The sequence below is a fragment of the Aquisalimonas lutea genome (assembly GCF_030409225.1).
Taxonomy (GTDB): Bacteria; Pseudomonadota; Gammaproteobacteria; order Nitrococcales; family Aquisalimonadaceae; genus Aquisalimonas; species Aquisalimonas lutea.
The window spans coordinates 140995-161735 of record NZ_JAUFPK010000005.1; the positions used below are offsets into that span (position 1 = coordinate 140995).

At 69.6% G+C, this 20741-nt stretch carries 20 protein-coding genes; 9 read left to right on the plus strand and 11 right to left on the minus strand.

Annotated features, from left to right (window positions below):
- Positions 1-50 precede the first annotated feature (50 nt).
- The gene (locus tag QWY84_RS14790; protein ID WP_290203581.1) at positions 51-623 is read left to right on the plus strand and encodes a cytochrome b; all 573 of its coding nucleotides are present in this window, start codon (positions 51-53) and stop codon (positions 621-623) included.
- Between the two features lie 17 nt (positions 624-640).
- Positions 641-1222 (plus strand): YceI family protein, encoded by a 582-nt coding sequence (locus QWY84_RS14795; protein WP_290203583.1) that lies wholly within the window; start codon positions 641-643, stop codon positions 1220-1222.
- Positions 1223-1282: 60 nt separating this feature from the next.
- Here QWY84_RS14795 and QWY84_RS14800 read toward each other — a convergent pair whose 3' ends face one another.
- From QWY84_RS14800 to QWY84_RS14815, 4 genes are read right to left on the minus strand one after another with little or no spacing between them, the layout of a single operon-like run.
- Positions 1283-2044 (minus strand): ABC transporter permease, encoded by a 762-nt coding sequence (locus QWY84_RS14800; RefSeq protein ID WP_290203584.1) that lies wholly within the window; start codon positions 2042-2044, stop codon positions 1283-1285.
- Positions 2041-3066 (minus strand): ABC transporter ATP-binding protein, encoded by a 1026-nt coding sequence (locus tag QWY84_RS14805; protein ID WP_290203586.1) that lies wholly within the window; start codon positions 3064-3066, stop codon positions 2041-2043. The genes QWY84_RS14800 and QWY84_RS14805 overlap by 4 nt, the downstream gene beginning before the upstream one ends.
- Positions 3056-3742 carry a 5,6-dimethylbenzimidazole synthase gene (gene bluB, locus QWY84_RS14810; protein ID WP_290203588.1) on the minus strand — a complete coding sequence of 229 codons (687 nt, stop codon included), beginning with the start codon at positions 3740-3742 and terminating at the stop codon, positions 3056-3058. Before bluB ends, QWY84_RS14805 begins: the two co-directional genes overlap by 11 nt.
- A 39-nt stretch (positions 3743-3781) precedes the next feature.
- Positions 3782-4441: an AbiTii domain-containing protein gene (locus QWY84_RS14815; RefSeq protein WP_290203590.1), complete on the minus strand. Its 660-nt coding sequence runs from the start codon at positions 4439-4441 to the stop codon at positions 3782-3784.
- A gap of 332 nt (positions 4442-4773) precedes the next feature.
- Here QWY84_RS14815 and QWY84_RS14820 point away from each other — a divergent pair, with 332 nt between their 5' ends.
- The gene (locus tag QWY84_RS14820; protein WP_290203592.1) at positions 4774-6063 is read left to right on the plus strand and encodes an aspartate aminotransferase family protein; all 1290 of its coding nucleotides are present in this window, start codon (positions 4774-4776) and stop codon (positions 6061-6063) included.
- Positions 6064-6251: 188 nt separating this feature from the next.
- The gene (locus QWY84_RS14825; protein ID WP_290203593.1) at positions 6252-7580 is read left to right on the plus strand and encodes an ABC transporter substrate-binding protein; all 1329 of its coding nucleotides are present in this window, start codon (positions 6252-6254) and stop codon (positions 7578-7580) included.
- Between the two features lie 83 nt (positions 7581-7663).
- On the opposite strand, the gene QWY84_RS14830 is transcribed toward QWY84_RS14825, so the two are convergent.
- The 5 genes from QWY84_RS14830 to QWY84_RS14850 all read right to left on the minus strand — a co-directional run bounded on the left by QWY84_RS14830 (position 7664) and on the right by QWY84_RS14850 (position 12270).
- Positions 7664-8878: a branched-chain amino acid ABC transporter permease gene (locus QWY84_RS14830; RefSeq protein WP_290203595.1), complete on the minus strand. Its 1215-nt coding sequence runs from the start codon at positions 8876-8878 to the stop codon at positions 7664-7666.
- Between the two features lie 6 nt (positions 8879-8884).
- Entirely contained in the window at positions 8885-9949 is a 1065-nt protein-coding gene (locus QWY84_RS14835) for a branched-chain amino acid ABC transporter permease (protein ID WP_290203596.1), read from the minus strand.
- 3 nt (positions 9950-9952) lie between these two features.
- A complete protein-coding gene (locus QWY84_RS14840) occupies positions 9953-10660 on the minus strand; it encodes an ABC transporter ATP-binding protein (RefSeq protein ID WP_290203597.1) in 708 nt (235 codons plus the stop codon).
- Positions 10641-11471, minus strand: coding sequence for an ABC transporter ATP-binding protein (locus QWY84_RS14845; RefSeq protein ID WP_290203599.1), 831 nt, complete (start codon positions 11469-11471; stop codon positions 10641-10643). The genes QWY84_RS14840 and QWY84_RS14845 overlap by 20 nt, the downstream gene beginning before the upstream one ends.
- Positions 11472-11604: 133 nt before the next feature.
- Positions 11605-12270, minus strand: a complete 666-nt coding sequence (locus QWY84_RS14850) for a cysteine hydrolase family protein (protein WP_290203600.1) — start codon at positions 12268-12270, stop codon at positions 11605-11607.
- Positions 12271-12500: 230 nt separating this feature from the next.
- Here QWY84_RS14850 and QWY84_RS14855 point away from each other — a divergent pair, with 230 nt between their 5' ends.
- From QWY84_RS14855 to QWY84_RS14870, 4 genes are all read left to right on the plus strand, one after another.
- Positions 12501-13709, plus strand: a complete 1209-nt coding sequence (locus tag QWY84_RS14855; protein ID WP_290203601.1) for an ABC transporter substrate-binding protein — start codon at positions 12501-12503, stop codon at positions 13707-13709.
- Complete coding sequence (locus tag QWY84_RS14860) at positions 13706-14761, plus strand: tRNA-queuosine alpha-mannosyltransferase domain-containing protein (RefSeq protein ID WP_290203602.1); 1056 nt, start codon at positions 13706-13708, stop codon at positions 14759-14761. Before QWY84_RS14855 ends, QWY84_RS14860 begins: the two co-directional genes overlap by 4 nt.
- Positions 14758-15744: an NADPH:quinone oxidoreductase family protein gene (locus QWY84_RS14865; protein WP_290203603.1), complete on the plus strand. Its 987-nt coding sequence runs from the start codon at positions 14758-14760 to the stop codon at positions 15742-15744. Before QWY84_RS14860 ends, QWY84_RS14865 begins: the two co-directional genes overlap by 4 nt.
- Before the next feature lie 154 nt (positions 15745-15898).
- Positions 15899-16273, plus strand: a complete 375-nt coding sequence (locus QWY84_RS14870; protein WP_290203604.1) for a phasin family protein — start codon at positions 15899-15901, stop codon at positions 16271-16273.
- A 129-nt stretch (positions 16274-16402) separates the two neighbouring features.
- Here the strand turns inward: QWY84_RS14870 and QWY84_RS14875 are convergent, their stop codons facing one another.
- Both QWY84_RS14875 and QWY84_RS14880 read right to left on the minus strand, forming a co-directional pair.
- The gene (locus QWY84_RS14875) at positions 16403-17461 is read right to left on the minus strand and encodes an EAL domain-containing protein (RefSeq protein WP_290203605.1); all 1059 of its coding nucleotides are present in this window, start codon (positions 17459-17461) and stop codon (positions 16403-16405) included.
- A 117-nt stretch (positions 17462-17578) separates the two neighbouring features.
- Positions 17579-19924, minus strand: a complete 2346-nt coding sequence (locus QWY84_RS14880) for a helicase-related protein (protein WP_290203606.1) — start codon at positions 19922-19924, stop codon at positions 17579-17581.
- A gap of 161 nt (positions 19925-20085) precedes the next feature.
- On the opposite strand from QWY84_RS14880, the gene QWY84_RS14885 reads away from it, so the two are divergent.
- Positions 20086-20721: a hypothetical protein gene (locus tag QWY84_RS14885; RefSeq protein ID WP_290203607.1), complete on the plus strand. Its 636-nt coding sequence runs from the start codon at positions 20086-20088 to the stop codon at positions 20719-20721.
- The last annotated feature ends 20 nt before the right edge of the window (positions 20722-20741 follow it).

Consider the following 20741-nt stretch of genomic DNA (forward strand, 5'->3'; position numbering starts at 1 on the left):
ATAGTACGATATTGGACTATCCTTCGTCGGATAGAACACCGGAGATACTAATGGCGTTGCGCAATACCCGTTCCGGCTTCGGGCTGGTGGCGATCCTGTTCCACTGGCTTGCCGCCGTTCTGGCTGCGGGTCTGTTCGTCTCCGGCCTGTGGATGACCGGCCTGGACTATTACGATCCCTGGTACAACCGGGCGCCGGACCTGCACCGCTCCTTCGGCGTCGTGCTGTTCGTGCTGCTGGGCCTGCGCCTGATCTGGCGCGCGCTCAACCCTGCGCCGGCGCCCGAGCCGGGCATCCGCCGCTGGGAGCATGTCGCGGCGGTCGTGGTCCACTGGGCGATGTACCTGCTGCTGTTCGCCATCATTGCCGCCGGCTACCTGCTGTCCACTGTGGACGGCCGCAGCATCGAGGTCTTCGATCTCCTCAGTGTGCCGTCGCTGTACTCCGGCGGCGACAACCTGGAGGATCTGGCCGGGGCCATTCACTACTGGCTCGCCATGCTGCTGGCCGGCCTGGTGGGCCTGCACACCCTGGGGGCGCTCAAGCACCATTTCCGGGACCGCAATCGCACCCTGGTCCGCATGGTTCGCCCGGTGCGCCGGCGTGAACCACGTCAATCGTGAAACGGAGGAACGCAATCATGCGCAAGCTGATCATCGCAACAACCAGTGCCCTGAGCCTCTCCCTGGTCGCGGGCATCGCCCAGGCGGAGCCCGAGCAGTACGAGCTCGATCCGAGGCACAGCTTCATCGAGTTCCGCGTCAGCCATCTGGGCTTCGCGACCATGGTGGGCCAGTTCAACGACTTCGACGGCGAGTTCACCTACGATCCGGACAACCCCTCCAACTCGGAGGTGAGCGTCACCATCGACACCGCAAGCATCGACACGGATGATTCGGAGCGGGATCGGCATCTGCGCAACGAGGATTTCCTCAACGTCAGCGAGTACCCCGAGGCGCGGTTTGTCTCCACCTCCTTCGAGGAGCACGGCGACGGCGAGGCCACCCTGGAAGGCGAGCTGACCCTGCACGGAACCACGCGCCCGATCACCATCGACGTCAACCAGCTCGGGGCGGGCGAGGATCCCTGGGGCGGCTACCGCCGCGGCTTCGAGGGGACCGTGACCCTTGATCGCTCGGACTTCGGCATCGACTACGATCTCGGCGAGGAGGCCGAGGAAGTCGAGCTGTACCTGTCCGTGGAAGGCGTTCGCCAGGACTGATACCGGCCGCGGCGGCCGGGGTGCCTTCCCCGGTCGCCGTTACGAGCCCGCCCCGGGCCGTCAGGCCTTGAGCCGGTAGCCCGTCCGGAAGATCCACCACACCGCCGCCAGGCACGCCGCGAGGAAAGCGCTGACCGTCACCAGGCTGGCCAGGATGCTGACGTCCGTGAGGCCGTAGAAGCTCCAGCGGAAGCCGCTGATCAGGTAGACCACCGGGTTGAACAGGGTGACCGTCTGCCATGCGGGTGGCAGCATGTCGATGGAGTAGAAGGTCCCGCCGAGAAAGGCCAGCGGCGTGATGATCAGCAGCGGGATGAACTGCAGCTTCTCGAAGCCGTCCGCCCAGATCCCGATGATGAACCCCAGCAGGCTGAAGGTCACGGCCGTGAGCACCAGGAAGACCACCATCCACAGCGGGTGCGCGATCTGCAGCGGCACGAAGAAGCTGGCGGTGGCCAGGATGATCAGCCCGAGGATCACCGATTTGGTCGCCGCCGCGCCGACGTAGCCGAGTACGATCTCGAACGACGACACCGGCGCCGACAGCAGCTCGTAGATGGTGCCGTTGAACTTCGGGAAGTAGATGGCGAACGCGGCGTTGGAAACGCTCTGGGTGAGCAGCATGAGCATGATCAGCCCCGGAACGATGAACGCCCCGTAGGCAACGCCGTCCACCTCGGTGATGCGGGAGCCGATGGCGGCACCGAAGACGACGAAGTACAGCGACGTGGAGATCACCGGCGACACCACGCTCTGGAACAGCGTGCGCCACGCCCGGGCCAGCTCGTACATGTAGATCGTGCGCACGGCATGGACGTTCATGGGTTCGAGTCCCTCACCAGGCGGACGAAGATGTCCTCCAGGGAGCTCTGCTGCGTGTGCAGGTCCCGGAAGACGATGCCGGCGGCGTCCAGCGCCCGCAGCAGCTCGGGGATGTGAGCCCGGTCGCTGGTGTCATCGTAGGTGTAGGTCAGCTCCCGGCCGCCGCCGGAGAGCTCCAGCCCGAACGCGTGCAGCGACGGCGGGACGGCCTCCAGGGCGTGCTGCAGGTGCAGCGTCAGCTGCTTGCGGCCGAGCTGGCGCATGAGTTCCGTGGTGTGCTCCACGACGATGATGCGGCCCTGGCTGATGACGCCGACGCGGTCGGCCATCTCCTCGGCTTCCTCGATGTAGTGGGTGGTCAGGATGATGGTGACGCCGTCGTCCCGCAGCCGGCGGACCAGCTCCCACATCTCCCGGCGCAGCTCCACGTCCACGCCCGCCGTGGGCTCGTCCAGGAACAGGATGCGCGGCTCGTGGACCAGGGCCTTGGCGATCATGACGCGGCGCTTCATGCCCCCGGAGAGGTTCATGAGCCGCTCGTCGCGCTTGTCCCACAGGCTCAGGTCGCGCAGCACGCGCTCGACGATGGCAGGACTCGGCGGCTTGCCGAACAGGCCGCGGCTGTAGGTCACCGTGGCGTGGACCTTGGCGAAGGCATCGGTGGCCAGCTCCTGGGGAACCAGGCCGATGCGCGAGCGGGCGGCGCGGAACTCCCGCTCGATGTCGTGGCCGTCGACCGCCACGGTGCCGCCGGAGGCGGTGACAAGGCCGCAGACGATGCTGATCAGCGTGGTCTTGCCCGCGCCGTTGGGACCCAGCAGCGCAAAGATCTCGCCGTGGCGGATGTCCAGGTCGACATCCTCCAGCGCCCGGAAACCCGAGTCGTAGCGCTTGTTCAGACCGGTGATGTGCAGGGCCGACCCGGGGCGCTGCGACGCCCGGTCGGGCTGCGGCGCCGCCTCTGCGACCGTTCCCGCTCCGGTGTCGGTGTCCCGCAATACCGCGGTGCCGTCATCCATCATGCTGTCCCCAGCCGTCCTCGAACACCAGCTCTTCCAGGGGCCTGCGCGTGTCCCAGCCTTCCTGTTCCAGCATGGGGGCATCGTAGAAGGCCTCGACATGCCCCAGGCAGAGGATGGCCACCGGCCGGCCGCCTTCGGGGATGCCGAGCAGATCCCGGAGCGCCTCGGGATCGAACAGCGACACCCAGCCCATGCCCAGCCCCTCGGCCCGGGCCGCCAGCCAGACGTTCTGGATGGCGCAGGCCACCGACGCCAGGTCCATGTCCGGCAGCGTCCGCCGCCCGAAAACGTAGGGGTCGCGGTCCGGCATCAGCGATACCACCAGTACCTCGCCGGCCTCACGCAGGCCTTCCACCTTCAGGCGCATGAACTCGCTGCCGCGTTCCCCCAGGGCGTCCGCCGTGGCGCGGCGCTCCTCGTCGACGAGGGCGTGCAGCTGCCGCCGCAATCCCGGATCGGCGATGCGGATGAACCGCCACGGCTGCATGTAGCCGACGCTGGGTGCACAGTGGGCCGCCGCCAGGAGCCGCTGCAGGACCGCCGGGTCCACCGGGTCGGGCCGGAAATGCCGCATGTCCCGGCGGCAGCGGATGACGCGGTAGATCGCGTCGATCTCCGGGGCGGAAAACGCGTGTTCTCGGGAGCCGGCGGAGCCGGCCGGGGTGCTCTCGGTCATCGCGTCAGGGTAGCACAACCGGCCCTGCCAGGCCCTGCTTCAGGAACGACCCAGCAGGCGCCCCAGCAGGCCGGGGCGTTCGGGCTCCGGGAGCTCGGCCTGCCGCGCGCAGGCCTCCTCGATGATGCTGTCGAGCTCGTCGCTCACCGGCCGTGCCAGCTCCTTCTCCTCGCGGGTGAAGGCGGAGCCGTGCCCCTGGATGCCCGCGTCCAGCATGCGTGCGGCCCAGATGCCGATGGCGAGCCGGACCGTGTCCAGGACGCGCTGGTAGGCGCCGGCGGGGACCATGAGCGCGAGGCGCGTGTCCAGGCTGATCTTCGCGCGGAGCTCCTTCTGGTGGGCCTCGTCGATGTCCATGCGCCGCATGCCGGCCTTGCGGGTCTCCTTGCGCTCCCGCAGCAGGCCGGCGATGTCGGTACGGATGTCGATGTGGGTGACGCCGAGTGACTGGGAATCGCTGATCGGCGCCTCGATCCAGCCGGCGCCCGGTTGCCACGCGATCAGCACGGCGTCCTCGCTCTGCCGGTAGGCCGGCAGCGCGTCGTCGTCACCGTAGCCGTCGCGCTCCTTCCGCAGCCAGCTGGTGACGGGCTTCTGTTGCAGCACCGTGGCGTAGAACAGGGCGTTGTCGAGGAGATCGCTCAGGCTGGCGACGTCCTCGGCAGCCTGCTCGTGGAGGGTCTGGATGACGGATCCCATGGTCTTCTCCTCCTCCCGCGAGTGCATCGTGCACCCCGGGGCGGCAGTGGCGACAGCGATTGCTTGTCGGTCCGCGGTTCGCGCCTTTCGGCTCAGGCGTTCTTGTGTAATGGCCACAATACGCCCCGGAAAACGCGGCGGACCGTGATACCAATCGCAGTTTGCTCAAGCCCGCCGTCGGCCGCGCCGGAAACGGGTTGGCATGCCCGGGGCCCGGGCCCGGTTTGACCGGTTCCGGGCGCGATCACATACTCGTTGCCAGTCACCGCCGCGCCCTTGCTGCGGGTCTGCGGCGCCGCCCCACCGATCTCATCAGCAGCGAGGACCAAGCGATGGCCAAGCACGCCGATCTTCTTGCCCGCCACAAAGCGGTGCTGCCGGACTGGCTCGCCCTGTACTACGACGAGCCCATCGCCCTGGAGCACGGCTCCGGGCGGCACGTCACGGACGCCGAAGGCAATGCGTACCTGGACCTGTTCGGAGGCATTCTGACCACCATGACGGCGCATGCCCTGCCGCAGGTGGTCGAGGCCGTGCGGGCCCAGGCCGGGCGGCTGCTGCACAGCAGTACGCTTTATCTCATCGAGCCCCAGATCGAGCTCGCCGAGGAAATCGCCCGCCTGGCGCCCATGGACGAGGCCAAGGTGTTCTTCACCACCTCGGGCAGCGAGGCCAACGAGCTGGCGTTGCTGCTGGCGTGCACCGAGCGCCGCTCCCACCAGGTGCTGGCGCTGCGCAACAGCTACCACGGCCGCTCCTTCGCCACCATGGGGATTACCGGCAACCGCGGCTGGTCGGCCTCGGCGCTGTCGCCGGTGGACGTGAAGTATGTCCACGGCGGCTACCGCTATCGCTCGCCGTTCCGCAACCTGGACGACCGTGCCTATATCGATGCCTGCGTGGAGGACCTGGAGGACGTCATCGCCACCCAGACCGCGGGCGACGTGGCGTGCTTCATCGCCGAGCCCATCCAGGGCGTGGGCGGCTTCGCGACGCCGCCGGACGGGTTGTTCGGCGCCATGAAGGAGGTCCTGGACCGCCACGGCATTCTCTACATCACCGACGAGGTCCAGACGGGCTGGGGACGGACCGGGGAGCACTTCTGGGGCATCCAGGCCCATGCCGTGACCCCGGACATCCTCACGTTCGCCAAGGGCATCGGCAACGGGCTGACCATCGCCGGCGTCGTGGCCCGTCCCGCGCTCATGGATGCGGTGACGGCCAACTCCATTTCCACCTTCGGCGGCAATCCGCTGTCCTGCGCCGGCGCCCTGGCCAATCTGCGCTACGCCCTGGAACATGACTTGCAAGGCAATGCACGTCGGGTGGGCGGTCACATGCTGACGACGCTGCGGGAGCGTACCGCGGACCTGCCGTCCGTGGCGGAGATTCGCGGCAAGGGGCTGATGATCGGCATCGAGCTGGTCCGCCCCGGGACCCGCGAGCCGGATCCCGCCGCCGCGGCCCGCGCCATCGAGGCGGCCCGCGAGCGGGGCGTGCTCATCGGCAAGGGCGGGCTGTACAACAATGTCCTGCGCATCGGGCCGCCGCTGACCCTGACCCGCGACGAGGCGGACCAGGGGATTGCCGCCATCGAGGCGGCGCTGCGGGACGGCGCGTGAGGCCGGCGGCCCGCACCCGGTTTGTGCAGGATCCGGGGCAATGCACTATTTTTAACAAGGGTTGGAGGAAGACCATCGAAGTCTCCCGGGTGGGAGGCACCCGGTAACGCCGGCGGGGTCCCGGGCGGATGCCGCCGGTTTCACCGCTGCATGCAATCTTGGTGTAGCCAGGAAGGAGAGAGAACGTTATGACACCAATAAACCTTCGCGGCTCTTCAAGCACCGGCCTGGCCGTGGCCGGAATCACGGCGCTCGCGCTCGGGCTTGGCTCCACGGCGGCGACGGCGCAGCCGCCGTCGATCACACTCGGGCAGCTTGCCCCCTTCACCGGCTCCGGCGCGGAGTTCGGCGAGTACTACCGCGACGGTGCCGCACTGGGGGTGCAGCACATCAATGCCGCGGCCGAGGAGGTCCTCGGCGGACCCGTCATCGGCGAGCACATCGCCGAGGACACCAACACCCTGCCGAACCCGGCCATCGAGGCGGCGCGCGGGCTCATCGAGGTCGAGGGCGTGCCGGCGATCATCGGCGGCTGGTCCAGCGGGGTGACGGTGGCCGTGGCCACCTCGGTGACCATTCCGTCCGAGGTGCTGCAGATCTCCAACGGCTCCACCTCGCCGTTGATCTCGGTGCTGCCCGAGGACCGGGAGGCCGACCTGCTGTTCCGGACCACGGCATCGGATGCGCTGCAGGGCGTGGTGGCCGCGCAGATGGCCTCGGGCGAGATCATCGACGGCTACGAGTTCGACAGCGCCTCGACCATCTACGTCAACAATCCCTACGGGCAGGGCCTGTCCAACGCCTTCGCGCGCTCGTTCCAGATGCGCGGCGGCACCGTGCACGCCCAGGTGCCCCACCCGGAGGAGATCCAGCCGACGTACACGTCGCAGCTGGCTTCGGCGCTGCAGAACGACCCGGAGCTGCTTTTCGCGGCGAGCTACCCGGGGCATTCCGCCACGTTCCTGCAGGAGGCCCGTGACCAGTTCGACTCGGGCGCGTGGCAGTTCGTCGACGGCAACAAGTCCGGCGAGGTCATCGACGCCCTCGGCGCCGAGACCGTCGCGGGGATGTACGGCACGGCTCCGGGACAGGATCCGAGCATCGCCGGCTTCGAGAACTTCGCCGAGGCCTTCGAGGGCGAGTTCGGCCACGACCGGATCCCGCCGTTCACCGAGTCCGCCTACGATGCCGCCATCGTGGTCGGGCTGGCCGCCGTCAAGGCGTATGCCGACGGTCACGAGAGTGCCGACGAGATCACCGGAACGGTGCTGCGCGACCGCCTGCGCGACGTGGCCAACGGCCCCGGGCAGACCATTACCGCGGGCGACATGGACAGCCTGAAAGCGGGCATCGAGGCCATCATGAACGGCGAGGACGTCCAGTACACCGGCGCCGCCGGGCCGGTGGACTTCGATGACAACGGCGACGTGCTGACGCCCATCGCCATCTGGCAGTTCACCGAGGACGGCACCGAGACCATCGAGATCCGCTCGCCGGAGCAGATCCCGGAGGAGTAGATCTCCGCGGTGGTATCGGCGGAACGAGGGGGCCCACGGGCCCCCTCGTTTCTTGATCGTCTCCCGTGCCGGCTCGGGGAGCGCTATCCGTCGCGGCTGCCGCCGTCCTTGCGGAGGTAGTTGGACACCCGCATCTCCTCGCGCAGCACGCCCTGGGGCCGGAACAGAACGATTCCGGCAAGAAGAAGCGAGACCAGCAGCCAGCGGATGTATTGCGCCCGTCCCGGCAGCTCCTCGTGGATGGCCGCGAGCACCGGTTCCAGGCCGCTGGCGATGAACGAGGTGCCGCTCCATACCGCCCAGATGATGATGGCGCCCAGGATCGCCCCCCGGTGGTTGCCGCTGCCCCCGAGCATGAGCATGATCCAGACGATGAAGGTCGCGAACAGCGCGTGGAAGTGGCTGTAGTCGATGGCCACCGTGTAGTGGGCGTACAGGGCGCCGGCGATGCCCATGACCACCGCCCCCACCACGAATGACTGCACGCGGGCGTAGGTCACGTGCTTGCCGTTCATCGCCGCGGAGGCCTCGTCGTCGCGCACCGCCCGCAGCATGCGACCCCAGGGGGAGCGGCAGGCGCGCTCGATGATCAGGTAGAGCAGCGCCAGGAAGGCCGCCACGACGATCAGGTAGAAGGCGCTGTAGTCCCGGGTGGTCAGCGGCTCGATGATCCAGGCCATGCCCTCGGGCAGCCAGGCGCAGCCTTCGCTCTCGAACAGGCAGCGCGCGGGCTGGGGAATGCCGCGCAGGGGCTGTGGGCCGTTGGCGAGCCAGCGCTCGTTCTGGAAGATCAGCCGGATGATCTCCGCCACGCCGATGGTGGCGATGGCGAGAAAGTCCATGCGCAGGCGCAGCACCGGCACCGCCACGATCAGGGCGACCACGCCGGAGACCACGGCGGCCGTGGCCACGCCGACCAGGAACGGCATCTCCAGCCCGAACAGGACCTGGGTGTACTGGGCGGCGACGCCGGTGGGCGCCTCGATGGTCATCAGCGCCGAGGTGAACGCCCCCACGGCGAAGAACCCGGCGACGCCGAAGTTCAGGTGGCCGGTGTAGCCCCACTGCGTGTTCAGGCCCAGGCTGAGCAGGCCGTAGATCGACGCCATGATCAGGAAGCTGATCACGTACGACAGATACCCGCCGGGAATCAGGGCCGCCAGGATGAGCCCGGTGGCCAGGCCCAGGACGATGCCGCCCGGAACCCGCCAGGGACGCCCGGGCGGCAGCAGGATCGGCAGGATGAACGCCAGGGCGATGCCCAGCATGAGTCCCTTGATGAAGATCACCTGCGACATGGCGCGTCAGCCTCCGTCCCGGCCCAGCAGGCCCTGCGGGCGAATCAGCAGGGTGATGACCATCAGCACGAACGCCACCGCCGGCCCGTAGGTCGGATCCAGGAACGAGGTGGAGACCTGGTGGGAGATGCCGATGATCAGCGCGGCGATGAGGGCGCCATAGGGATTGCCGATGCCGCCCATGATGGTGGCGGCGAACATCGGCAGCAGCAGCCAGAACCCCATCTCCGGGCGCAGCTGCGAGCTCAGCCCGTACATGACGCCGCCGCAGGCGGCCAGAGCGCCGCCGAGCCCCCAGGTCCAGGCGATCACCCGCTCGGTGTTGATGCCGCGTACGCCGGCGAGGTCCGGGTTGTCCGCGGTGGCCCGCATGGCCTTGCCCATCTTGGTCCACTCCAGCAGGGCCGAGACGCCGGCGACGAAGACGAAGGCCATGACCAGGATGAATACCTGGTCGCCCTGCACGCGGATGTTCAGGGGCAGCCGGAAGGCCGGGTTCGGCTGGCCCGGGTAGTAGAAATGGAAATCCGGGCCCCAGATAAGATAGATCAGGCTGCGCAGGAAGAACGCCATGGCCAGCGACGCCATGGCGAACAGCACCAGGTGCGAGCCGGTGCGGCGCAGCCGGCGGTAGACCGCCCGGTCCAGCGCGATCGCCACCGCTCCGACCACCGGCATGGCGACGACCATGGCCACCAGGAACTCGTAGCCGAACGACAGGGGCGACAGGGTGGGGCCGTCCGGCAGCAGGGGAAGCACGGTGTAGGTGACGTAGGCCCCCAGCGTGACCAGGGCCCCGTGGGAGAAGTTGGGGAATTTCATGACCCCGTAGACCAGGGTCAGTCCGATGCTGCCCAGGGCGATGACGCCGCCGAGCATGAGCCCCCAGGCGGTCAGGGACATCAGCCGGGAACCGGCGCCGCTGAGCGCGCCGAAGAGGTACATGAGCGCCAGGATGACGATCAGCGTCGCGATCAGGAACGTGCGCGTGCGGGTCATCTCCCGCAGGCGCTCGCCCAGGCGCTGTGCCTCGGCTGCCGGCTGTTCGTGGTCCGTGCCCGGTACGGCCATTGACTAACCCCCCAGATAGAGCCGCGCCACGTCCGGATCGGCCAGGAGCTCCCGGCCGGTGCCGTCGAAGCGGTTCTCGCCGTTGGCCAGCACGTAGCCGCGGTGGGCCATCTCCAGCGATTTCTGTGCGTTCTGCTCGACCATGAGCACGGCGACGCCGGCGCGATTGATGTTCTGGATGTTGTCGAAGATCTCGTCGACCAGTTTCGGCGACAGCCCGGCGGAAGGCTCGTCCAGGAGCAGCAGCTGCGGCTCCAGCATCAGGGCGCTGCCCATGGCCACCATCTGGCGCTCGCCCCCGGACATCTTGCCGGCGCGCTGGCGGCGCCGCTCCCGCAGGCGCGGGAAGAACTCGTAGACCCATTCCCGGCGCTCGGGCAGCTGGCTGTCCGGCAGCAGATAGCCGCCCATGTCGAGGTTCTCCTCGACCGTGAGGGTGGTGAAGACGTTGTCCACCTGGGGCACGTAGCACAGGCCCAGGCCGACGATGTCGTGGGGCTCGTGGCCGTGGATGGGGCGGTCCTTGTACGTGATGGTTCCCGACTTGGGATGGAGCAGGCCGAAGACGGTCTTCATGAGCGTGGACTTGCCCGCCCCGTTGGGTCCGATCAGCGCCACGACCTCGGCCTCGGCGACCTCCATGCGGACGTTCCGCAGGATCTCCATGTCGCCGTAGCCCGCGGTGACGTCGTCAACCTTCAGCAGCGGCATACTGGCCCCCCAGATAGGCCTCGAGCACCCGTTTGTCATTGCGTACAGCTTCCGGCGGACCCTCCATGAGGTGGCGCCCCTCGCTCATGACGATCACCGGGTTGCACAGGCGCATGATCAGGTCCATGTCGTGCTCGATGATGAGGAAAGTGATGCCGCGCTCCTGGTTGAGACGCTCGATGTTCTCGCGCAGGCGCTCCATGAGCGTGGGATTGACCCCGGCGCCCGGCTCGTCGAGCAGCACCAGCTTGGGCTCCGCCATGAGGGTGCGGGCGAGCTCCAGGAGCTTCTTCTGGCCGCCGGAGAGATTGCGCGCATACTCGTGGGCCAGGTGGGAGAGATTCAGGAACTCCAGCACCTGCTCGGCGTGCTCCCGGTGCGCCTGTTCCTCCGCCCGTACCCGTCCCCCGCGGAACAGGCTGGCGAAAAAGCCCTCCCCGGACTGACCCGTGGGCACCAGCATGAGGTTCTCGAGCACGGACATGCTGGCGTGCTCCCGGGGGATCTGGAAGGTCCGGCAGATGCCGCGCTCGAAGATGCGGTGCGGGGGCAGGGCGGTGATGTCCTCGCCGTCCACCAGCACGCGCCCGGCGTTGGGGGCGAAGTAGCCCGCCACGACGTTGAAAAGCGATGTCTTGCCGGCGCCGTTGGGGCCGATCAGCCCGGTGATGGTGCCCTGCCGGACCTGCAGGGAGGCGCCGTTGAGCGCGCGCAACCCGCCGAAATCGAGGGTGAGATTCCTGACCTCCAGCAGAGGTGACGCCGACGCGGTTGCGTTGTTGCTGTTGTTCTCCGGGGAGGTACCTGTCATCGAGTCCGGCTCCCGTTCGGCGTGGCCGCGCGTGCCCGGCCGCAGCCCAGGCTTGACGGTAGCAAAGCCGCGCAGGGGTGTCGAGCTTGCCGGCAGCGGCTTGCCGCGCCCTCAGCGCGCCGCCCCGGGCCCGTCAGCGCGGCCGGTCCAGCCCGGCGTACACCTGCCGCATGGTCTCCGGGGTGAACTGCATGGTATCCACGCCGGGGGAGCGCCAGTGCCGGCTGGGCTCGCCCCGCAGGCGCCTGACCACCTCGTCGGTATCGTAGATCTCGATGCCGTAGACCCAGTTGGCCATCATGAGAATGGCGGCCATGTGGGCGCCCTCGTTGGACGTCGCGCACAGGTCCTTGACCAGGTGGACGCGGTAGTCGCGGAAATAGGCGTCGAACACCGAGGTCATCAGGCAGCCGTCGGTGACCAGGCCGCCGATGATGACGTGCTTGGTGCCCAGGCTGCGCAGGGTGAGGTCCAGGTTGGTGGCGTGGAATGCGCTCCAGCGCTGCTTGTCGATGACGATATCCCCGGCCTCGGGGGCGATGGCGTCGATGATTTCCTCGTCGCCGGAGCCGCTGCAGTACAGCTGCGGGCGGCCGTGCTCGTCCACGGGCTCGTCCAGGGACAGCCCGACGCCGTCGGCGCGATTCACCTGCCGGGTGTAGATCACGGGGATGCCCCGGGCGCGGGCCTCGTGCAGCAGCCGCCCGGCATTGGCGACCACCGTGTCGAGACCGCGGAGACCGAAGTCGCTCTCCTTCTGCAGGTCGATGAGGACCAGGGCGGTGTCGCGGTAGTGCATGGCGGACTCCTGTATGCCTTGGATGGTCCGGCGAAGGGCGCCGGAGACCGTGGATCGTCAGCGCGGCGCTCGACAGTCTACCGCGCATGACAACCTGTGATCGCGTTCAACACCGGTGCCGGCCTCGCTTGCCAGCATGGGCGCGGCGCTTCGCGCAAGCGCCGCGCTCGACAATACCAACGGAACCGGCGCCCGCTCGGGAACACGCCGGCCGCGAGGAGAAGACAAGCATGCACAGACGATCCCGGATTGCCTGCGGCGCCGCCGCGCTGCTGGCCTGCAGCCCCGCGTTCGCGCAGTACAGTGATGAGGCCGTCCGCGTCGGCCTGATGACGGACCTGTCCGGCGTGTACAAGGACATCGCCGGCCAGGGCGCGGTGATCGCCGCGGAGATGGCGATCAACGACCGCGGCGGCGAGGTCGACGGCGTCCCCATCGAGCTCATCGTCGTCGACCACGAGAGCGACGGCGAGGTGGCGCGGCGCGAGGCGCGCCGCCTGATCGACGAGGAGGGCGTGGACGTGTTCGCGGAGCTGGTCAGCTCCAGCGTGGCCCTGCCGGTGCAGGAGATCGCCCGGGAAGAGGAAGTGGTCACGCTGATCAGCGGCGCCGCCTCCTCCAGCCTCACCGGCGAGGAGTGCTCGCCCACCGGCTTCCACTGGGCCTACGACACCTACTCCCTGGCCGCCGGCACCGCCCGCGCGGTGGTGGAGGAGGGCGGCGACAGCTGGTACTTCCTGACCGCGGACTATTCCTTCGGCCACGCCCTGGAGGCGGATACCTCCGAGTTCGTGCGCGAGGCCGGAGGCGAGGTCCTGGGCGCGGTCCGGCACGAGTTCAAGGGGGCCGACTTCACCAGCGAGCTCCTGGAGGCCAGCGCTTCCGGTGCCGATGTGATCGGGCTCGCGAACGCCGGCGGTGACACCGTCACCGCCGTACGGCAGGCCTACGAGCTGGGGCTCTCCTCCGAGGGCCATCAGCTGGCCGGCCTGCTGCTTTTCCTGAGCGAGATCCGGACCCTGGGGCTGTACGTGGCCAGCGGCCTGCAGCTGACCACCGGCTTCTACTGGGATCTCGACGATCGCACGCGGGCATGGTCGCAACGCTTCCGCCGGCGCAACGGGCTACCGCCGACCATGGTCCAGGCCGGTGTCTACTCGTCCCTGACGCACTACTTCGACGCCGTCGCCGATGCCGGTACGGATGATGGGCCCGCGGTGGCCGACCAGCTACACGGCCGCGAGGTCGATGACTTCTTCGCCCGCAACGGGTTCATTCGCGAAGACGGGCGCCTGGTGCATGATATGGCGCTCATGGAGGTCAAGTCGGCCTCGGAGAGCACGGGAACCGGGGACTACCTGGAGCACGTCCGGACCATTCCCGGTGACGAGGCCTACCGACCCCTGGAGGAGGGCAACTGTCCGCATGTGACGCAATGACGACGCGGCCCCGCTACTGGCTGCTGTCCGCCTACCGCGCCGACAGCCACGCGGTCTGGGCGGACTGGCTGGTGGCCAATGTGGCCGGTGTGGAGTGGCATGTCCGGGAGCTCCCCGGGCGCCATTTCCGCTGGCGCATCCGGGGCAACCCCCTGTCGTGGCTGGACGGCCTGCCGGCGGCCCCCCCGGATCGCATCCTGGCCACCTCCATGGTGGACGTGGCCACCCTGAAGGGGCTGCATCCGGGGCTCGCCCGGGTCCCGGTGGATTACTACTTCCACGAGAACCAGTTCGCCTATCCGGTCAGCTCGCGCCAGGTCCGTTCCGTGGAGCCGCAGATCGTTCAGCTGTACGGCGCCCTGGCTTCCGAGCGCCTGATCTTCAACTCGGCCTTCAACCGGGACTCCTTCCTGGAGGGGGTCGACGGCCTGCTCGGCCGCATGCCCGACGCCGTTCCCGCCGGTGTCCGCGAGCGCCTGGTGTCCCGGTGCCGGCTGTGCCCGGTCCCCGTGGAACCGATGCCGTCCGCCGACAGCAAGGACCCCGGGCTGATCCTGTGGAATCATCGCTGGGAGTACGACAAGGCGCCGGAGGTGTTCGCCGAGGCCGTTGTGGCGCTGGCGGCGGCCGGGTACGACTTCCGGCTGGCGCTGCTGGGACGTCGCCCGCGCACGCCGCCGGCGGCGCTGGAGCGCCTGCGCGAGGCACTGCCCGGGCACATCGTCGCCGACGGCCGCGTGGACGATGCTGCCTACCGCGACATCGTCGGCCGCGCCGGGATCGTGGTCAGCACGGCCATCCACGAGTTCCAGGGGCTGGCCGTGCTGGAGGCCTGCTCCGCCGGGGCCGTTCCCCTGGTGCCGGACGCCCTTTGCTATCCCGAGCAGTATCCCGCAACGTACCGGTATCCGCCCGGGGACGCCGCGGCCTTGACCCGGCGCCTGGCGGAATGGCTCGACCGGGGGCGTCCTCCCGCCGTGGACGTCGTCTCATGGCTGACACCCCGGGTCGCGGAAAGATGGCATTCGCTGTTGCTGGGATCATCGGCGTGAGCAGCGCGCACTATCGCATCATCCAATGCCGGGCGCTGACCGGCCCGGATGCCCTGGCCGTGGCGCACGAACCCGCCCGCCGGCCGGGGCCGGGGGAAGTGCGGGTGGCCGTGCGGGCCGCCGGCGTGAACTACCCGGATCTGCTCATGACCCGCGGTGCCTACCAGTTGCGTCTGGAACCGCCGTTCACGCCGGGGATGGAAGTGGCCGGCGAGGTCCTGGACACGGGAGCCGGAGTAACGCAGGTGCACCCGGGGGAGCGCGTCATCGCGCTGATGCGCCACGGCGGCTATGCCGAGGAAGTCGTGGTCCCGGAAGCGGCCGTCGTGCGTCTGCCGGAGACGTTCAATTATGAGCACGGTGCGGCGTTCCACGTGGCGACCCGGACCGCCTGGCACGCGCTGGTGGACCGGGCGGGCCTGGCTCGCGGGGAAACCCTGCTGGTGCTGGGAGCCACCGGCGGCGTCGGCCTGGCGGCGGTGGAGCTGGCGAGCCTGCTCGGCGCCCGGGTGATCGCCGTCGGCTCCAGCGACGACAAGCTGGCCGCCGCCCGGGAGCGCGGCGCGGAAGCCGTGGTCAACTACCGCACGCAGGATCTGCAGCAGGCAGTCGCCGCCTGCGGCAGCGGCGTCGTCGATGTGGTCTACGACCCGGTGGGCGGCGACCTGTCCCGGGCAAGCACCGGGCTGCTCGCGCCCGGCGGGCGCATGCTGATCATCGGCTTCGCCAGCGGTGACATCCCCGCGTTTCCGGCCGACCATGCCCGGCAGCACGGCTACACCCTGTTGGGCGTGCGCGCCGGCGAGGCGGGACGGCGGGATCCGGCCCGTGCGCGTGAAGGGCTGCAGGCCCTGCTCGCCTTCGCCGGGCAGGGCCACCTGAAACCCCGCATTCATGCCCGCTACCCACTGGTCCGGGCCGCTGAGGCACTGCATGCCCTGGAGCAGCGCTCCGTCGTCGGCCGGATCGTGCTGATTCCCTGAGCCGTCCGGACCGCCGGTCCATGATGCGGGCGTCCGGGGGAAGATCGTCCAGGCAATGTTGCATTGCACAATCCGTTCTGCTATGATGCGACGCAACAAGGTTGGAGAAGGGCTCCACACCTTGCTGCCGATTCGCAAGACGGAGGTTACGACCATGACGAATCCGACCATCAACCAGTTCAACGAGCAGATCGAGAAGTTCTTTGGCGGCCCGGCGCGCGCCTTTGCCGATCTGAGCATCAACCACGCGGAGTCCCTGGTGGACACGCAGATCGAGGCCGCCAAGGCCTACACCGATCTCGGCCTGCGCCAGGCGCGCTCGGCGCTGGACATCAAGGCGCCGCAGGACGTGCAGGGCTACGTCCAGGGGCAGCAGGAAGTCGCCAAGGAGCTCGGCGAGCGCGTCAAGGGTGACGCCGAGAAGGTGGTCGAGCTCAACCGCAAGTTCGCCGAGGAAGCCCAGAAGCTGACCCAGCAGAGCGCCCAGAACGTCCAGGGCGCGGCCAAGTCGGCCTCGAAGTCCAAGTAAGGCGATCCCCGGGGCGCAGCGTCCCGGAGGCGCTGCTCCGGTCAGGAAAAACCGCCAACCCCTTTCGGGGGCTGGCGGTTTTTTGTTGTCTGAAAGGCTCGCCCTGTCCGCTGTCCGGTTCCGCCCGGTTCAGGCGGGCCGGGGTGGTACCGCGGCGGGGCGGGCGAAGTAGAAGCCCTGGACGAAATCGACGCCGTGCTCCCGGAGCCAGTGCCAGTCCTCGCGGGTCTCGATGCCCTCGGCGATGATCTGGACGCCGAGCTCCCGGGCCATGTCGACGAGCCGCGAGGTGATGGACGCCAGGTAGCTGTTGGCGCTTACCCCGTCGACCATGCCCCGGTCGAGCTTGACGAAGTCCGGCCGGATGTTCTGCAGCAGGTCCAGGGAGCCGTAGCCCGCCCCCAGGTCATCCAGAGCTACCCGGAAGCCGTGGCGCCGGTACTCCCGCAGGATGGCCTCCAGGTGCCCGGGATCCTCGATGAGCTCGGTCTCCACCACCTCGAAGACATAGCGTGCCGGTGACGCGCCCAGGCGGGCGACCTCGTCGAACGTGGTCCGCAGGCAGAACGCGGGGTCGTAGACCGAGGTCGGATTGAAATTGATGAAGACGTTCTCGCTGATCCCGTGCTCGTGGGCCTGCCGGATCGCCGCCACGCGTGCGGCACGGTCCAGGTGGAACATGAGGTCTGTGGCCCGCGCCGCCGGGAACAGCTGTCCCGGGCTGATCACCCGGCCGTCCTCGCCGATGCCGCGGGCCAGCGATTCAAAGGCGAAGATCCGGGAGCCCGAGTCGGCGTGGAGAATGGGCTGGAAGTGCATCTGCAGGCGCTCGCGGCGGAGGAGATCGCTCAGCCAGATGTGTTCCTGGCGCGCCACCAGCACGCCCAGGGGCTCCATGGCACCGAGGTGGCGGACGCTGAACTCCGCCTGCTCGGGAAGCAGCACGGCGGGGCAGTTGGATTGTTCCGGCCGGGAGAGCATCGACGACAGGTCGTCCAGCAGCGTTTCGGCGTCGCCGTCGGCGACCGTCACGGAAATGACCTGGCCCTCCAGCTCGTCGACCCGCCAGCCGCGCTCGCGCAGCCGGCGGACCGCCATGGTCCGCGTATGGGCGAGTTTCGGCGCCAGATACAGGGAGCTCGCATTCGTCTCGAGCGTGGGAACGACTTCACAGCCGGGGCATGCCATCGATCAGGGTCCTCATTCGTTGCGCGGAAACGTAGCGCGTTCCCGCGGCCCGGGACAATGGACTGGATCACAGTCCGTGCCGGCGCCGGGCCGTTGCGCGTTCTCCGTGCGCGGCGTTCAGCGGATGTCCACCTCGCGGCTGGCCTTGCGGAAGCGCACGCGCCACCCGGGCCATGCGGGCAGCTCCCAGCGCTTCGGCTGTCGCTGGCCGGAGCCGTCCATGGGCTCGGCGGTCACCCGCTTGCGGTGGACGTCGTAGTGGATCCGCAGCTCGACCCCGGGAAGGCTCCAGCGCCGCGGATAACGTTCGTCGAACCGTTCGCGCTCCCACGCGGGGATGCCTTCGAAGCGCAGATCCGGGGGCTCGATGAGCGCCAGGTCGTCACCGTGCCCGACGCCGAGTGCGGCGAGCCGCTCCACCAGCCAGGCATGGGGCTCGGGCACCGGCTCGTTGTACCCGTGCAGCTCCTGGTAGAGCGTCCAGGCCTCGATATCGTCCCGGAGGCGGGCGCCGGCCGGGGCGAGCAGACGATCCTGCAGGATCAGCGCGGCGGCCGCCTCCCGGGCCGCGGCGCCCTCCGGCTCGACCTCCTCCCGGTGCAGGACGCGCCCGGCGTACCGCCAGGCGCGCTGGCAGACCAGCCGCCCGTCGCGTACCGCCGGGTTGTCGTCCCCGGGCCGGGCCAGCTCCCAGGTGATCAGGGTCTCCGGGGCCAGCGGCGCCATGCAGGTGGCCACGGTCACAGTCTCGCGGGTGCCCCGGCCGGGGACGCTGTGGTCGTCCAGGACCAAGGCGGCCTCGTCGTCGGCGCCGAACAGCGTCTGCCGTCCGGGCACGAGCTCCGCCCGGCCGTTCGCCAGGGCCTGCCGCCGCTTCTCCCGGCGGACGAACACCATGGCAGGAGCGGCGGCTGCCGCCGCGGCCAGGGCGCGGTCGGCGGTACCGGTGGCCAGTGTCGCGGGCACCGCGGGCAGCTGCGCCAGGGAGCGTACCTGGGCCGCCAGGCGCAGCGCTTCCCGCCGCGGGCCGTCGGCGACGGTGACGCCGGGCAGCCGCGTGCCCCGCAGGGCGGCGACCAGCAGCGTGGCGTCGCAGCGCCGGCCCAGCGCCTCGGTCAGTTCCGCGCGCGCATCCTCCTCCCCGCTGGGGTGGACCAGTCCCCGCCCTGTCGTGAGCGCAGCGGCCAGGTCGGCCATGAACCCCCCGGCCTCGGCGTCCGGCATGGCCAGGATCAGGGCGGCGAACGCCGTGTCCACCGGCAGGGCAAACAGTCGTTGACCCGTTGCCGTGGCACGGCCGTCCGCGTCGATGGCGCCGAGCGCCCGCAGGTAGCGCTCGGCCCGGCTCAGGCTCTCCTCCCGCGGCGGGTCGGGAAACTGCAGTGCGCGCACGGGCCGTCCGGCCACGGCGGCGGCCAGGGTCAGGTCGGTGAGGTCCTCGCGCCGGGTCTCCGGCGGCGTACTGGCCTGCAGCGGCGCCTGGCCGCCCCACAGCCGCAGGCACAGGCCCGGGGCCGTGCGGCCGGCCCGGCCCTTGCGCTGCTCCGCGCTGGCGCGGGAGACCGGCTGCAGCGCCAGCACGGTGCGGCCGTTGCGCTGGAGCGTGCGGCGCTCCAGGCCGCTGTCCACCACGGCCGTGACCCCGGGCACGGTGAGTGACGACTCCGCCACGTTGGTGGCCAGGATCACCCGCTGCCGGTCGCCCGGGTGCAGCGCCCGCTTCTGGTCCGCGACGGGGGCCGAGCCATGCAGGCACACCACGTCGGCATCCTCCGACGCCAGCCGGCGCGCCGTGCCGGCGATCTCCCGGCGTCCGGGCAGGAACGCGAGCACGTCGCCGTCGGTTCGCTGCCGCACCTGGTGCACGTCCCGGGCGATCCGCTGCTCCAGGTCCCTGGACGAGGGCATGTCCCGGGGGCTCGTTCCGGTGTGCTCAACGGTCACGGGATGGCTGCTCCCGGGCGCTTCCAGCAGGCGCGCATCCAGGTGCTCCGCCAGGCGTTCGCCGTCCAGCGTGGCGGAGGTCAGCACCAGGGAGTGCTCGCCGGCGTCGCGCAGCAGCGCCAGGAGCAGGTCCGTGTCCCACCGCCGCTCGTGGAACTCGTCGAGGATCACCGTACGGTAAGCGGCAAGCCTGCCGGCGCCCAGCCAGTTGAGAACGATGCCCGGTGTCGCGAACAGGATCTCGGTGGTGTCGTCGTGGCAGCTGTCCAGGCGCACGGCGTGGCCCACCCGGCCGCCGTGGCGGCAGCCCAGCTCCCCGGCAACCCGCGCCGCCAGGCTGGTGGCGGCGATGCGCCGCGGCTCCACCACCAGCACGGGCCCGTGCGCCGCCGCCCAGACGGGAAGACGGGTGGACTTGCCGGTGCCGGTGGCCGCGGTGACCACCACGTGCCCGTGCCGGCCGGCCTCGTCGAAGGCGTCGCGGAGGACGTCGATGGGCAATGATGACGTCGAGGTCATGCGGGAAGGCTACACAGCCTGCCGGGCGGCTGGCCAGTGTACACACCCCGGTCCGGGTGCGCGGCGCCGTCGGTTGTGCTTGGCCCGGGAAGGCAGGGCCGGGCATACTCCGTACACGGCCGGGGGGATCCCGCTGCGCCGCGTTTCCCAGGGAGGATTGCATGCTGTCGACACCGGATATCGCGCGCCTGCCGCCGGGGGCCTTCCTGCGGGCGGTCATCGCCCGGGTCTGGCCGTTCGCCGCGGTGAGCTTCCTGTTCGCCGTGCTCGTCCTGCTGGTTCCGCGCACGTTCGACGGCACGGCGGTCGCCTGGCTGCAGACGCTTCAGCCCATCAACGCGCTGCTGCGGGAGCTCGCCCTGGGGTCGCTGCTGCTGCTCGGCGGCGTCGTTCTGGTGCTGCGGCGCCTGCCCCCGGGGCGCGTGGTGCTGCTGTTCACCGCGACCCTGTCGCAGGCGTTCATCACGTTCTTCCTGTACCTGGCCGCGCTGTTCGCGGGCCTGCTGGTGGCGTGGCCCCTGGCGATATGGGTCGAGGCGCCCATGGGGGATGTCCGGCCGGCGATCCTGGGGCCGCTGTACGGCGTATTCAGCATCCTGCTGGTGTACATCGCCTTTGCGCTGGTCCACCGTCTGGGCACGCAGGAGTGGCCCGGGGCCACGCGGGGCCGGGTCGGGCCGGGGCGCATCGACCGCGTGCTGCGGCTGGAGCGCATCCCGGACCCGGCCGTTCGGGCCCTCGGGGCGCTCCTGCTGGCCCTGTTCGCATTCCTGTTCTGGAGCGGTGCGATCCTGTAGACGAGATCGCGGGAGGGTTA